The organism is Flavobacterium sp., from assembly GCF_027483985.1.
Lineage (GTDB): Bacteria > Bacteroidota > Bacteroidia > Flavobacteriales > Flavobacteriaceae > Flavobacterium.
Genome location: NZ_JAIXTJ010000039.1, coordinates 11995 through 25346, shown reverse-complemented (window position 1 = coordinate 25346; position 13352 = coordinate 11995). Strand labels below are relative to the sequence as shown.

14 protein-coding genes are annotated in these 13352 nt (G+C 32.1%); 9 read left to right on the top strand and 5 right to left on the bottom strand.

Annotated features, from left to right (window positions below):
- Positions 1-63 precede the first annotated feature (63 nt).
- The 7 genes from Q0050_RS09840 (at position 64) to Q0050_RS09810 (ending at position 7239) form a co-directional block, all read left to right on the top strand.
- Positions 64-396: a YegP family protein gene (locus Q0050_RS09840; protein ID WP_298394920.1), complete on the top strand. Its 333-nt coding sequence runs from the start codon at positions 64-66 to the stop codon at positions 394-396.
- A gap of 161 nt (positions 397-557) precedes the next feature.
- Positions 558-1565 carry a 3-oxoacyl-ACP synthase III family protein gene (locus tag Q0050_RS09835; RefSeq protein ID WP_298394918.1) on the top strand — a complete coding sequence of 336 codons (1008 nt, stop codon included), beginning with the start codon at positions 558-560 and terminating at the stop codon, positions 1563-1565.
- A gap of 383 nt (positions 1566-1948) precedes the next feature.
- Positions 1949-3724: an arginine--tRNA ligase gene (argS, locus tag Q0050_RS09830; RefSeq protein WP_298394916.1), complete on the top strand. Its 1776-nt coding sequence runs from the start codon at positions 1949-1951 to the stop codon at positions 3722-3724.
- A 113-nt stretch (positions 3725-3837) separates the two neighbouring features.
- The gene (locus Q0050_RS09825; RefSeq protein WP_298394914.1) at positions 3838-4302 is read left to right on the top strand and encodes a hypothetical protein; all 465 of its coding nucleotides are present in this window, start codon (positions 3838-3840) and stop codon (positions 4300-4302) included.
- Between the two features lie 125 nt (positions 4303-4427).
- Positions 4428-5765, top strand: a complete 1338-nt coding sequence (gene ffh, locus Q0050_RS09820) for a signal recognition particle protein (RefSeq protein ID WP_298394912.1) — start codon at positions 4428-4430, stop codon at positions 5763-5765.
- A gap of 96 nt (positions 5766-5861) precedes the next feature.
- A complete protein-coding gene (locus Q0050_RS09815) occupies positions 5862-6746 on the top strand; it encodes a bifunctional 5,10-methylenetetrahydrofolate dehydrogenase/5,10-methenyltetrahydrofolate cyclohydrolase (protein WP_298394909.1) in 885 nt (294 codons plus the stop codon).
- A 1-nt stretch (position 6747) separates the two neighbouring features.
- Positions 6748-7239, top strand: coding sequence for a GNAT family N-acetyltransferase (locus tag Q0050_RS09810; RefSeq protein WP_298394907.1), 492 nt, complete (start codon positions 6748-6750; stop codon positions 7237-7239).
- Between the two features lie 32 nt (positions 7240-7271).
- Here Q0050_RS09810 and rluF read toward each other — a convergent pair whose 3' ends face one another.
- The 5 genes from rluF to Q0050_RS09785 form a co-directional block, all read right to left on the bottom strand.
- Entirely contained in the window at positions 7272-8063 is a 792-nt protein-coding gene (rluF, locus tag Q0050_RS09805; RefSeq protein WP_298394905.1) for a 23S rRNA pseudouridine(2604) synthase RluF, read from the bottom strand.
- Positions 8064-8133: 70 nt separating this feature from the next.
- The gene (locus Q0050_RS09800) at positions 8134-8964 is read right to left on the bottom strand and encodes an alpha/beta fold hydrolase (RefSeq protein ID WP_298394903.1); all 831 of its coding nucleotides are present in this window, start codon (positions 8962-8964) and stop codon (positions 8134-8136) included.
- Positions 8965-9006: 42 nt separating this feature from the next.
- On the bottom strand, positions 9007-9786 hold the full coding sequence (locus Q0050_RS09795) for a C4-type zinc ribbon domain-containing protein (protein WP_298394891.1): 780 nt from the start codon (positions 9784-9786) through the stop codon (positions 9007-9009).
- A 3-nt stretch (positions 9787-9789) separates the two neighbouring features.
- Positions 9790-10905, bottom strand: a complete 1116-nt coding sequence (locus Q0050_RS09790) for a Nif3-like dinuclear metal center hexameric protein (protein WP_298394889.1) — start codon at positions 10903-10905, stop codon at positions 9790-9792.
- A gap of 22 nt (positions 10906-10927) precedes the next feature.
- Entirely contained in the window at positions 10928-11491 is a 564-nt protein-coding gene (locus Q0050_RS09785; RefSeq protein WP_298394886.1) for a hypothetical protein, read from the bottom strand.
- A gap of 50 nt (positions 11492-11541) precedes the next feature.
- Between Q0050_RS09785 and lpxK the strand changes: the two genes are divergently transcribed.
- Together lpxK and Q0050_RS09775 are read left to right on the top strand one after the other, a co-directional pair.
- A complete protein-coding gene (gene lpxK / locus Q0050_RS09780; protein WP_298394883.1) occupies positions 11542-12558 on the top strand; it encodes a tetraacyldisaccharide 4'-kinase in 1017 nt (338 codons plus the stop codon).
- Complete coding sequence (locus Q0050_RS09775; RefSeq protein WP_298394880.1) at positions 12530-13342, top strand: purine-nucleoside phosphorylase; 813 nt, start codon at positions 12530-12532, stop codon at positions 13340-13342. The genes lpxK and Q0050_RS09775 overlap by 29 nt, the downstream gene beginning before the upstream one ends.
- Positions 13343-13352 lie beyond the last annotated feature (10 nt).

Genomic DNA, 13352 nt, shown 5'->3' with positions numbered 1-13352 from the left:
TTTGTTTTTATAAAATATTTTTATAATTTTATTCTGCTATAAACAAAAAACTAAAACATACTAATGGGAAAATTTGTAATCACAACAAGAAAAAATGGTGAGTTTCAATTCAATTTGAAAGCAGGTAACGGTCAAACAATTTTAGCAAGTGAAGGCTATACAACCAAAGCTGCTTGTCTGAATGGTATTGAATCCGTAAGAAAAAATTCGCAGGACGATGGTCGTTTTGATAGATTAGAAGCTAAAAGCGGGAAACCTTATTTTAATTTGAAAGCTGGAAACGGTCAAATAATTGGTAACAGCGAAATGTACGAAAGTGTTGCATCAAGAGATAACGGAATTGAATCAGTTAAAAAGAATGCTGCTGATGCAACAGTAGACGATCAATCGGAATAAGTTTTACTTGAAAAGTAATTTAAAAAACCAGTTTTGTACTGGTTTTTTTATTTTAGGGTAAGAAACACATTTGATAAAATCAAAATTTCTTGATATAAATGTGGCTGTTTTTTAAAAGATGACTAATTTTGTGCTACTAAAATTGATAAAAAGATAATACGATGTATAATTCAAAGATAATAGGATTAGGGCATTATGTTCCTGATAATGTAGTTACAAATGAAGATTTGTCTAAAATAATGGACACAACCGATGAGTGGATTCAAGAACGAACTGGTATAAAAGAACGTCGTCACATTATTAAAGGTGAAGACACAACAACTTCAATGGGAGTTAAGGCTGCTAAAATTGCAATTGAGCGTTCAGGTGTTGCTGCCGAAGATATTGATTTTATTGTATTTGCAACCATTTCACCAGATTATTATTTTCCTGGTCCAGGTGTTGCTTTACAACAAGAATTAGGATTAAAAACTGTTGGCGCTCTTGATATTAGAAATCAATGTTCCGGATTTGTTTATGCACTTTCTGTTGCAGATCAGTTTATAAAAACTGGAATGTACAAAAATATTTTAGTAGTTGCCTCTGAGCTTCAATCAATTGGTTTAGATATGACTGATAGAGGTCGAAGTGTTTCTGTTATTTTTGGAGATGGAGCTGGAGCAGTAATGCTTTCAAGAGAAGAAGATACAACCAAAGGAGTGCTTTCTACGCATTTACATTCAGAAGGTCAACACGCTAAAGAATTGGCGGTTTTAGCTCCAGGTATGGGCGGAAGATGGATAACCGATATCATCGCAGATAATAATCCTGATGACGAAAGTTATTTCCCACACATGAACGGACAATTTGTTTTCAAAAATGCGGTCGTTCGTTTTAGTGAAGTAATCAACGAAGGTTTACAAGCTAATAATCTGCAAGTTTCCGACATTGATATGTTGATTCCGCATCAAGCTAACTTGAGAATATCGCAATTCATTCAACAAAAATTTAACTTGTCAGACGATCAGGTTTTTAATAATATTCAAAAATACGGAAACACAACTGCAGCGTCTATTCCGATAGCTTTATCTGAAGCTTGGGAACAAGGAAAAATAAAAGAAGGTGATACCGTTGTTTTAGCTGCTTTCGGAAGCGGATTTACTTGGGCTAGCGCCATAATTAAATGGTAATTTACTAAATTTTTAGAAACAAAAAATCCCGAATTGCACTTCGGGATTTTTTTTAGTTCAAATGTAATTTGAATTAAATAGGCTATTTTTTGTTGGGGCAAAAAGGCGCTTATGTCGAATTCTATTTTTAGTTAGGTTTAATCTAAAATCATTGTTTTACCGATTGATTACCGATTTTGACTTCACAAAGATTATAATAAAAAACGATAAAATGCAAATAAAATCGTTGAAATGCATTTATTTAATTTTATTATGTATTATTTCTTACAAATATTACTAATTCATTTCGCTAATTTCCAATTTTAAATAAAAAAACCGCTCCAAAATTTTTAAAAACTTTTTCTAATTATATTCTATCTTTGCAACCTTAAAAAAATAATAAAATGACTTTACAACAAATCTTGACTCCAGCAATTATTGAAGCAATTCAAAATCAATTCGATACCACTATCGACAAAATTGAGTTTCAAGCTACAAGGAAGGATTTTGAAGGCGATATTACGATGGTAATCTTTCCTCTTCTTAAAGTCATCAAAGGAAATCCTGTTGAAATCGGTACAAAAATTGGAAATCATTTAGTTGAAAATTTAGACGTAGTTGAAAAATTCAACGTAGTGGCGGGATTTCTAAATATCGTTATCTCTGATGCATATTACTTAAATTTTTTCAACGAAATAAAACTCGATACTTCGTTCGGATTTGTTGAAGTATCTCCAAATTCAAAAGCGGTAATGGTTGAATATTCTTCGCCTAATACCAATAAGCCTTTGCATCTTGGTCACGTTCGAAATAATTTATTAGGTTATTCTGTTGCCGAAATAGTAAAAGCTTCGGGAAAGAAAGTTTACAAAACCCAAATCATCAACGATAGAGGAATTCACATCTGTAAATCGATGTTGGCTTGGCAGAAATATGGCAACGGTCAAACTCCAGAAACATCAGGTTTAAAAGGAGATAAATTGGTTGGAAATTTTTATGTTGCTTTTGATAAAGAGTATAAAGTTCAAATTAATGAACTTATGACTCAAGGTAAAACGGAGGAAGAAGCCAAAAAACAAGCGCCAATTATTTTAGAAGCACAACAAATGCTACTAGACTGGGAAGCAGGAAAACCAGAAGTTATCGAACTTTGGAAAACTATGAACCAATGGGTTTATGATGGTTTTGCTCAAACCTATAAAAGTTTAGGTGTCGATTTTGATAGCTATTATTATGAATCAAATACTTATTTATTAGGAAAAGAGGTAGTTCAGTTCGGATTAGAAAAAGGAATTTTCGAGAAAGATGCAGATGGTTCGGTGTGGATTGATTTAACGCCTGATGGTTTAGATAGAAAAATCGTACTTCGTTCAGACGGAACTGCGGTTTACATGACGCAAGATATCGGTACAGCAATTCAACGTGTGAAAGATTTTCCAGATGTTGGTGGAATGGTTTATACTGTTGGTAATGAGCAAGATTATCATTTTAAAGTGTTGTTTTTAATTCTGAAAAAATTAGGATTTGAATGGGCTGAAAATTTATATCATTTATCTTACGGAATGGTAGAATTACCTACGGGAAAAATGAAATCACGTGAAGGAACAGTCGTTGACGCTGATGATTTAATGCAAGAAATGACTGCAACTGCACAATCAATTTCAGAAGCACTAGGAAAATTAGAAGGTTATTCCGATGATGAAAAAGCTAAATTATATAATACGATTGGTCTTGGAGCCTTAAAATATTATATGCTAAAAGTTGATCCTAAAAAGCAAATGATGTTCAATCCAGAAGAATCTGTCGATTTCGCCGGAAATACTGGACCATTCATTCAATATACTTATGCAAGAATTCAATCTATTTTACGTAAAGCAGATTTTGATACCACACAATCGGTTACGATTGATTTGCATCCAAAGGAAAAAGAATTAATCAAGCAAATTCAACTTTTTCCCGAAGTAATTCAAGATGCGGCTAAAAATCATAGTCCGGCATTAGTTGCCAATTATACTTATGATTTAGTAAAAGAATTTAATTCCTTTTACCAAAATGTTTCTATCCTTGGCGAAGAAGACCAAGACAAAAAAGTTTTCAGAGTTCAATTATCTAAGAAAGTTGCCGACAATATAAAATCAGCCTTTCAATTGTTAGGTATTGAAGTTCCTGAAAGAATGTAAATATTTACTAATTGTAAGTATTTGTTTTTTTGTATCGTTATTTAAAGTAATAATTTAATACTAAAAATCATTTAGTTACGTTCTACTTTTACCTAATCATGAAACTAGAAAGTATGAAAACATTTAAATTAATTCCAGTACTACTTTGCATTTTTATGCTGAATGTAGCATCAATGTGCAGTAAAGATGATGACAATTCGTCTTCAAGCAATACTCATCTTAACAATGTTATGAATACAGTTTCATCAGGAACATGGAAAATTACACTTTATAATGATTCAGGTACAATAAAGACAAGTAACTACTCTGGATATAATTTTACTTTCGGTTCTGGAAATGCATTATCTGCATCAAATGGTACAAATTTTAATACTGGAATATGGTCTGTTGCTGATTCAAATAGTAATGATGATTCAATTGACGATTTAGATTTAGTTATTAACTTTAATTCTCCAGCCAATTTTGCAGAGCTTACCGATGATTGGGATATTGTAACTTATAGTGCTTCAAAAATTGAGTTGAGAGATGTTAGCGGTGGTAATGGTGGAACCGACTTGTTAACTTTCCAAAAAAATTGATTTTATCAATAGTATACTATTTAAAAACCATTCATCAATTGAGTGGTTTTTTTCTTTGTAATACTTTCATACTTCAAATTCAAATGCTTAAATTTGCATTTCATTTTTAGAAACACCAAAGAATTATGTTCAATAATTTAAGCGATAAATTAGATAAAGCATTCCATATCCTTAAAGGACACGGAAAAATTACCGAAGTAAACGTTGCCGAAACCCTTAAAGAAGTGCGTCGTGCTTTGCTTGATGCCGACGTAAACTTTAAAATTGCTAAAGATTTTACTACCTCCGTAAAAGAAAAAGCAATGGGTCAAAATGTATTAACTACATTAGAACCAGGCCAATTAATGGTGAAATTGGTTAAAGACGAATTAACCGAATTAATGGGTGGTGATGCTGCTGGAATCAACCTTTCAGGAAATCCAACTGTGATTTTGATGTCAGGTTTACAAGGTTCTGGTAAAACCACGTTTTCTGGTAAATTAGCTAATTATCTAAAAACTAAAAAGAACAAAAAACCACTTTTAGTAGCTTGTGATATTTATCGTCCTGCGGCGATCAATCAATTGCACGTTGTTGGAGATCAAATAGGTGTAGAAGTATATTCTGAACCAGAAAATAAAAATCCAGTTGATATTTCTTTAAAAGCTATTGCTTATGCTAAGGCAAATGGATTCAATGTAGTAATTGTCGATACAGCAGGTCGTTTGGCAGTTGATGAAGAAATGATGACCGAAATTGCTAATGTCCACAAAGCAATTCAACCACAAGAAACGTTATTTGTTGTTGATGCTATGACCGGACAAGATGCTGTAAATACAGCAAAAGCATTCAACGATAGGCTAAATTTTGATGGTGTAATTCTTACTAAATTAGATGGTGATACTCGTGGTGGAGCTGCAATTACAATTAAATCTGTTGTAAATAAACCAATTAAATTTATTGGTACTGGTGAAAAAATGGATGCTATTGATGTATTTTATCCTTCACGTATGGCGGATAGAATTCTTGGAATGGGAGACGTTGTTTCGCTTGTAGAAAGAGCTCAAGAGCAGTATGATGAGGAAGAAGCAAGAAAAATCCAGAAAAAAATTGCTAAAAATGAGTTTGGTTTTGATGATTTCTTAGCTCAAATTCAGCAGATTAAAAAAATGGGTAGTATGAAAGACTTAGTCGGAATGATACCTGGAGCTGGAAAAGCAATGAAAGACGTTGAAATTGAAGATGATGCATTTAAACATATAGAAGCCATCATTCATTCAATGACTCCAATAGAACGTAGTAAACCATCGATCATCGATATGAAAAGAAAAACTAGAATCGCAAAAGGTTCTGGTAGAAAAATTGAAGAGGTTAATCAATTGATGAAACAATTTGATCAGATGAGCAAAATGATGAAGATGATGCAAGGTCCAGGCGGAAAAAATATGATGCGAATGATGGGCGGAATGAAAGGAATGAGATAATGTAAAGACGCGATTTATCGCGTTTTTTTTATAGATATAATTACTAAAATACTCAACGTAATCTGGTGTAAATCAGATTAAAACAACACAACTACAATGACAATTTTAGACGGAAAAAAAGTATCAGAAGACATCAAAAATGAAATCGCTGCCGAAGTTCAAAAGATGAAAGACAATAGCGAAAAAGTACCGCATTTAGCAGCAATAATCGTCGGAAATGACGGTGCAAGTTTGACTTATGTTGGCAGTAAAGTAAAGGCTTGCGAACGCGTTGGATTTGAATCAACATTGATAAAAATGCCAAGTACAACTTCAGAAACTGAATTACTAAAGAAGATTAAAGAACTCAATTTGAACGATGATATCGATGGTTTCATTGTGCAACTTCCTTTGCCTAAACAAATTGATACACAACAAATTATCAATGCCATTGACCCGAGCAAAGATGTTGATGGTTTTCATCCCGAGAATTTCGGAAAAATGGCTTTAGATATGAGTACGTTTATTCCTGCAACACCGTTTGGAATATTAGAACTTTTAGAACGATACAATGTCGATACAGAAGGAAAACACACTGTAGTTATCGGAAGAAGTCACATCGTTGGAAGACCAATGAGCATTTTAATGGGAAGAAAAGGATTTCCCGGAAATTCTACTGTCACTTTAACTCATAGTCATACAAAAAATATTAATCAAATCACTTCTCAAGCCGATATTATTATTACAGCCTTAGGTGTTCCTAATTATCTAAAAGCCGAAATGATTAAAGATGATGCCGTAATTATTGATGTGGGTATCACAAGAGTAATTGATGAATCAACCGAAAAAGGATACCGCATTACAGGTGATGTTGATTATGAAAATGTTTCTAAAAAAGCTTCTTTTATTACGCCAGTTCCGGGTGGAGTTGGACCAATGACTATTGCAATGTTGTTAAAAAATACGCTTTTGGCAAGAGAGCAAAAACGTTTAAAAAAATAAAATGAATATTATTGTTGCTTCTAAAAATCAGTTGTCAGTAGTAAGAGATTTAGCTTATAAAATATGGCCAGATGCTTATAAAAAAATACTTTCTACAGAGCAATTAAATTATATGTTGGAGCTGATTTATAACATCGATTCTTTAGAAAAACAACTTCATAATGGTCACGTATTTCTTTTAGTTGAAGATGATAATGGTTTCATTGGTTTTGCGTCATATGAATTAAATTGTAATAATTCGAACAAAACTAAACTTCAAAAAATATATGTTTTACCCGAAATTCAAGGACGAGGCGTTGGCAGATTTTTAATTGATTACATTTTAAAGAAAGTTGAAGAAGCTCAAAATACAGCCTTGTTTTTAAATGTAAATAAATTTAACAAAGCAAAAGATTTTTATGAAAACTATGGTTTTCAAATCATTAAAGAAGAAGTAATCGACATTGGAAGTAATTACGTAATGGACGATTATGTAATGGAAAAAACACTTTAAAAATATATCCAACTGAAAAGTTGGATATTTTTTTAGTTTCTATTTCTAAAATCTCTTCTAGGTGACGTTGCACTTCTTGGCGTAACCTTTGGTAGACTTGCTTCTTCCGTTTTGCTTGATGGTTCGATTAGTTGATTTAGTTGAGTTATTTCTGCCTCAGTAAGTTCACGATATCTTCCTAGTGGTACGTCAAGTGAAATATTGATGATTCTTGTTCTTTTTAAGGCAGTTACTTCATAGTCAAGATATTCACACATTCTACGAATTTGGCGATTTAATCCTTGAGTTAAAATAATTCGAAAGACATATTTGCTAACTTGTTCTACTTTGCATTTTCTAGTGACCGTTTCTAGAATCGGAATTCCATTGGCCATTCTTTCTATAAATCGATCGGTAATTGGTCGGTTTACTGTTACGATATATTCTTTTTCGTGATTGTTTCTAGCTCTTAAGATTTTATTTACAATATCGCCGTCGTTTGTCATAAAAATCAAACCTTCACTGGCTTTATCCAATCGTCCGATAGGGAAAATGCGTTCTAGATAATTGATGTAGTCTACAATATTGTCACGAACTTCAAGATTTGTTGTGCACTCGATTCCTGGTGGTTTATTGAAAGCCAAATACACACGTTTTTTATTAGATTCTCTAATAAGTTTTCCATCAACTCTAACTTCGTCGTTGGGAGCAATTTTGGTTCCCATTTCTGGAACAATACCATTAATAGTTACTCGTCCTTGATCGATGAGTTTGTCAGCTTCACGTCGAGAGCAAAATCCAGTTTCAGATAAAAATTTGTTGATGCGTGTTAGGTTCTCTTCCATAGGGCAAAGATAGGATATTTTTCAGTTTGAAGATTTGAGATACTTTTTAAAAATTCAGTAACCAATAAAATTATTTCTGAACAAAATCAACAATAGTTTGATACAAATAAGCATCGTGCAAACTGTGTCCTAGTCCTTTAGTTTCAATAAATTGTGCTTTTTTCCAAGCTTCTGATAATTTTTTTCCTTCTTCAAATAAAACCACTTTATCGTCAATATCGTGTGCTATAATTCCGGCTATAGTGCTATCTTTCAAAAATTTAGAAGCTGAAAATTCTTCGACAGTTATATTAAAGCGTTCTTTAACATAAGCTACTAGTGATTGGTGAATACGCTTGTTAAGACTTAATAATTTGATATAATTATCCAAAATCACTTTAAAATCAGATGGCGCTCCCAACAAAATTATTTTTTCAAAATTATGATTGTAATGTGCTTGAAAAAAAGCTACTGCATTTCCTCCAATCGAATGTCCAATTGCAATTTTAGGATTATACTTTTGAACCACTTGGTCAATGAATTCAGCATATATAGGAACATTAAATTCCTTTCCACTGCTTTTACCGTGAGCTGGACCATCAATTGCAATTATTGTTTTTCCAGTTTTTTTCAAATGAGATAATAATTTTTTCCATCTTGAAGCATTACTTTCCCATCCATGAATAAGTAGAATAATGTCTTCGTTTCCTTTCCATATATAGGTTTGAAATTGATGCTCTTTAAAGCTGTGACTAAGATGTTCAGCCTTAAGTAATGTTTTCGGAATTTTTGGTTCTTGAATTCTTCCTTTTCTAGGTTGGCTAAAAAGTTTATATGCCAAAGCCGATGCTTTTTTAGGAGCAATAAAACTGAGTAGGTTAACATATAACCCAACACTTTTTACTATAACAAATTGAATCATTTTTATATAAAAAAATCCCGAGGTTAGTCGGGATTTAAGGTATTACATTTTTTCAAATATTTTTTCCATTTTTTCTCTTTCTTCATCGGCCAAAGAAGCATCAACTAAAATTCTTCCTGAATGCTCATCAGTAATGATTTTTTTTCTAGAAGCGATTTCAACTTGCGTTTGTGGCGGAATAGTAAAGAAAGATCCTGCAGAAGCACCACGTTCGATAGAAACAACTGCTAAACCATTTCTTACGCTTGAACGAATTCTTTTGTAAGCAGCTAATAAACGTTCTTCGATTTGACTTTCATATTCTGCTGATTTTTCAGATAAGAATGCTTCTTCTTTCTGAGTTTCAGCCATAATATCATTTAATTCTGCTTTTTTATGTTTTAAGTGTGTAGTTTTTTGTTCTAATCTTTCTTTAGAATTAGAAACTACTTCTTTTTTGTGTTCGATTGAAGCTTTCAATTCTTTGATTTGCTTTTCAGCTAATTGAATTTCAAGTTCTTGAAACTCTACTTCTTTAGTCAAAGAGTTAAATTCTCTATTGTTACGAACATCTTTTTGTTGTTCTGTATATTTTTTGATTGCTGCTTGATGATTTTCAATAGCATTCTTTTTAGCTTTAATACTATCTTCTATAGACACTAAATCGCTTTGTAGTTTTTCTAAACGAGTAGTCAAACCTGCTACTTCATCTTCAAGATCTTCAACTTCTAAAGGTAATTCACCTCTTACGTTTCTGATTTCGTCAATTCTAGTATCGATTATTTGTAAATCGTAAAGCGCTCTTAATTTTTCTTCAACGCTCAATTCTTTTGTAGTAGCCATATTTTATAAGTACTTAACTGGATTTGTATTTTCTTCTGATAAAACGATCCTTCCTAGCGGCAAGGAGAGTGCAAAATTAGTAATTTTTTCTTTAAGAAAATCAACAATATAATTTTTTGTATATCTTTCACTCTCAAAGTGTCCGATATCAGCTAAAACTATTTGATTTTCAGATTCATAGAAGTTGTGGTATTTCAAATCAGATGTTAAAAATACGTCAGCATTAGCTTGAATTGCGTGCTTTATTGCAAAACTTCCTGAACCTCCAAGAACAGCTACCTTAGTTACTTGTCTTTCTAATAGTTGCGAATGTCGAATTCCACCACACAACATCTTCTCTTTTACGAAGTTTAAAAAGTCAATTTCACCCATCGGATTTTCTAATTCACCAATCATTCCTAAACCAATATTTTGATGTGAATTTTGTAAATCATAAATTTCATAAGCAACTTCTTCATAAAGATGATTTGCAAAAAGGGCTTTTAAAATGTTGCTTTGCAAATGTTTTTCAAAAGTTACTTCTATTTTAATTTCTTGTGCTGCTACAAATTCTAATCGTTCACCAATTTGGGGATTACTATATTCGTTTCCTTTATAAGTGCCAGTTCCTTGTGAATTAAAACTACAATCTTCATAATTTCCTATTTTTCCCGCACCTGCTTGAAATAGCGCATTACGAACTTTTTCGGCATTTTCAGGAACGGTATAAGTAACTAATTTTTGGATAAAGTTTTGTTTCGGAACCAAAATTTTGGTGTTCTTCAATCCTAAAGCATCACAAAAAATCTTATTAACGCCTTCTTTGTGGTTGTCTAAAGCAGTATGAACTGCATAAATCGCCACATCATTTTTAATGGCTTTTAAAACGGCACGCTCCACATAATTTTTTCCGGTTATTTTTTTTAATCCTGAAAATAAAATAGGATGGAAGCACACTACCAAATTGCATTTTTTATCGATTGCTTCGTTAATAACACTTTCTAGAGCATCGTGGCAAACCAACACACCAGTTACATCATCGTTTTGATTTCCGACCAATAATCCTACATTATCAAAATCTTCAGCATAAGCCAAAGGAGCCATTTCTTCTAGGATATTGAGTATTTCTTTTATTTTCATAATTACCTATAATACGTTCTAATCAAGTACTCCATTCGTTGAGCGTTTCTTTAATTGTCCAAACACCATTATTGTTTTCAAATAAGAAAAAGCAACCCGAATTGTGTTCAATACTTCGGTAAAAAGCTACTTTAACTAAACAATATTTTTGTGCAAAATACATTGGTTTACTAACAATCATTAATCGTTGATTATTATCGTTGAATCTATCGGAGACTTTTTGGAATTCTTCTAAACTTAAACAATTGTTGACTTTACTTTTCAAATATTGGTTTTGATTTGTAAAAAGTAGCTCTAGTTCTTTAGACCAACTTTCGTTCAATTGGATGTTGATCTGATTTTTAATTTCAGTTGCATTCTTTTTTAACAAATCATTTTTGGCAATGACTTCAAGTGTTTCTTCATTGTTCGGAGCTTTGTTGCAGTAGAAACTCAGTAATTGCAATCGGTTTTTCACGATTACTTTTTCGTTGGCATAATATTTAGATAAAAGTACTTTTAAAACCGCAACATCTTTATTTTCTTGGCTAAATCCAATTTGAAAGAAAAACGCAAAAGCAAAAAGTAATTTAAAACCTTGGGTCATTTTGTAAAAATTAATTTCTATTCAAAGATAAAAAATTATACTTTCGTACTATGATTATTTTAAGGTATTTACTTTTTCCATTTTCTATTCTATACGGATTAATTACTTCTTTTCGTAATGTTCTGTTTGATGTAGGGATTTTGAAATCTTATTCATTTGATATCCCAATTATTGCTGTTGGAAATCTCAGTGTTGGTGGCACAGGAAAAACACCTCAAATTGAATATTTGATTCGTTTATTAGCTCCTAATTATAAAATTGCAACATTGAGTAGAGGTTATAAAAGAAAATCTAAGGGTTTTGTTTTAGCAGATTCGCAATCAAATGCCGAAATCTTGGGTGATGAACCTTTTCAAATGCATCAAAAGTTTCCCGAAATTACTGTTGCCGTTGATGCAAATAGAAAAAACGGAATTGAACAATTGTTACAACTTAAAGACAAGCCAGATGTTATCTTGTTAGACGATGCCTTTCAACATCGCAAAGTAAAAGCAGGTTTTTATATAGTTTTGACTACCTATAATGACTTATTTTGCAATGATTACCTACTTCCAACAGGAAATCTTAGAGAAAGTAGGAGTGGAGCCAATCGTGCAAATATGATAATTGTCACTAAATGTCCCAAAGATTTATCGGAACTTGCTCAAGAAAATATTAGAAAACAAATAGGTTTAGATAAGCCGGTATTTTTTTGTTTTATTGATTATGATTCAAAGGTTTACAACGAATTTGAAACAAAAGCAATTGCTGAAATTGAAGCTGTTGATAAATTACTATTAGCAGGAATTGCAAAACCCGAACCCTTTTTTGCATATTTGCAGGCTGAAAAAAATGTAAAATTGGTATATCCAGATCATCATAATTTTTCAGAAAATGATATTCAAGAAATAACAAACAAAGCAAACAATAAGTTAATCATCACAACCGAAAAGGATTACGTTAGATTGAAAAATCAGAATTTGAAATCACTTTTTTATTTACCTATTAAAAGTAGTTTCATTTCTAAAGGTGATGATTTTAACAAAATAATTTTAAATTATGTGGGAACAAGTACAAGAAACCGTTAGTTATATCAAAGAAAAAACAGGTTTCACACCAGAATATGGGGTAATATTAGGATCAGGATTAGGAAGTTTTACCGATGATATTGAAATAGCGTTTACATTACCTTATAATGAAATTCCAAATTTTCCAGTTTCTACAGTTGAAGGACACAAAGGTGCTTTGGTTTTTGGTACGATTGGAGATAAAAATGTTGTTGCAATGCAAGGAAGATTTCATTTTTATGAAGGTTACGATATGAAACAAGTAACGTTTCCAGTTAGAGTTATGAACTATTTAGGTGTTACAAAATTGATAGTTTCTAATGCTTCTGGTGGTGTTAATCCGAATTATGAAGTAGGTTCAATTGTTTTGATAAAAGATCACATTAATATGATGCCCGAACATCCGTTACGTGGAAAAAATGACGAACGTTTTGGTCCAAGATTTGTGAATATGAGCGAACCTTATAGCTTAAAAATGATTGCAAAAGCAAGAGAAATTGCAAAACAAGCCAATATCGAAGTAGTCGATGGTGTTTACATGGGATTGCAAGGTCCAACATTCGAAACTTTATCAGAATATAGAATGGTAAAAAATATTGGCGCCGATTGTGTAGGAATGTCAACGGTTCCTGAAGTAATTGTTGCACGTCATATGGATTTAGAAACTTTCGGATTGTCAGTAATAACAGATATGGGTGATGAAGAAAACATTGAAGAAGTTAACCACGAAGAGGTTTTAAAAGCGGCCCAAAAAGCCGAACCAAGCGTAAGATTGATAATTAAAGAATTGATAAAACAATATTAAAAAGAAAGAC

What these genes read in the sequence shown, in the direction of transcription:
- Q0050_RS09835 (WP_298394918.1), top strand. Translation starts at nt 558, where the DNA reads ATGTATAATTCAAAGATAATAGGATTAGGGCATTATGTTCCTGATAAT.
- Q0050_RS09825 (WP_298394914.1), top strand. Translation starts at nt 3,838, where the DNA reads ATGAAAACATTTAAATTAATTCCAGTACTACTTTGCATTTTTATGCTG.
- argS (WP_298394916.1), top strand. Translation starts at nt 1,949, where the DNA reads ATGACTTTACAACAAATCTTGACTCCAGCAATTATTGAAGCAATTCAA.
- Q0050_RS09785 (WP_298394886.1), bottom strand. Translation starts at nt 11,491, where the DNA reads ATGACCCAAGGTTTTAAATTACTTTTTGCTTTTGCGTTTTTCTTTCAA.
- Q0050_RS09790 (WP_298394889.1), bottom strand. Translation starts at nt 10,905, where the DNA reads ATGAAAATAAAAGAAATACTCAATATCCTAGAAGAAATGGCTCCTTTG.
- Q0050_RS09810 (WP_298394907.1), top strand. Translation starts at nt 6,748, where the DNA reads ATGAATATTATTGTTGCTTCTAAAAATCAGTTGTCAGTAGTAAGAGAT.
- rluF (WP_298394905.1), bottom strand. Translation starts at nt 8,063, where the DNA reads ATGGAAGAGAACCTAACACGCATCAACAAATTTTTATCTGAAACTGGA.
- Q0050_RS09840 (WP_298394920.1), top strand. Translation starts at nt 64, where the DNA reads ATGGGAAAATTTGTAATCACAACAAGAAAAAATGGTGAGTTTCAATTC.
- ffh (WP_298394912.1), top strand. Translation starts at nt 4,428, where the DNA reads ATGTTCAATAATTTAAGCGATAAATTAGATAAAGCATTCCATATCCTT.
- Q0050_RS09775 (WP_298394880.1), top strand. Translation starts at nt 12,530, where the DNA reads ATGTGGGAACAAGTACAAGAAACCGTTAGTTATATCAAAGAAAAAACA.
- Q0050_RS09800 (WP_298394903.1), bottom strand. Translation starts at nt 8,964, where the DNA reads ATGATTCAATTTGTTATAGTAAAAAGTGTTGGGTTATATGTTAACCTA.
- Q0050_RS09795 (WP_298394891.1), bottom strand. Translation starts at nt 9,786, where the DNA reads ATGGCTACTACAAAAGAATTGAGCGTTGAAGAAAAATTAAGAGCGCTT.
- lpxK (WP_298394883.1), top strand. Translation starts at nt 11,542, where the DNA reads ATGATTATTTTAAGGTATTTACTTTTTCCATTTTCTATTCTATACGGA.
- Q0050_RS09815 (WP_298394909.1), top strand. Translation starts at nt 5,862, where the DNA reads ATGACAATTTTAGACGGAAAAAAAGTATCAGAAGACATCAAAAATGAA.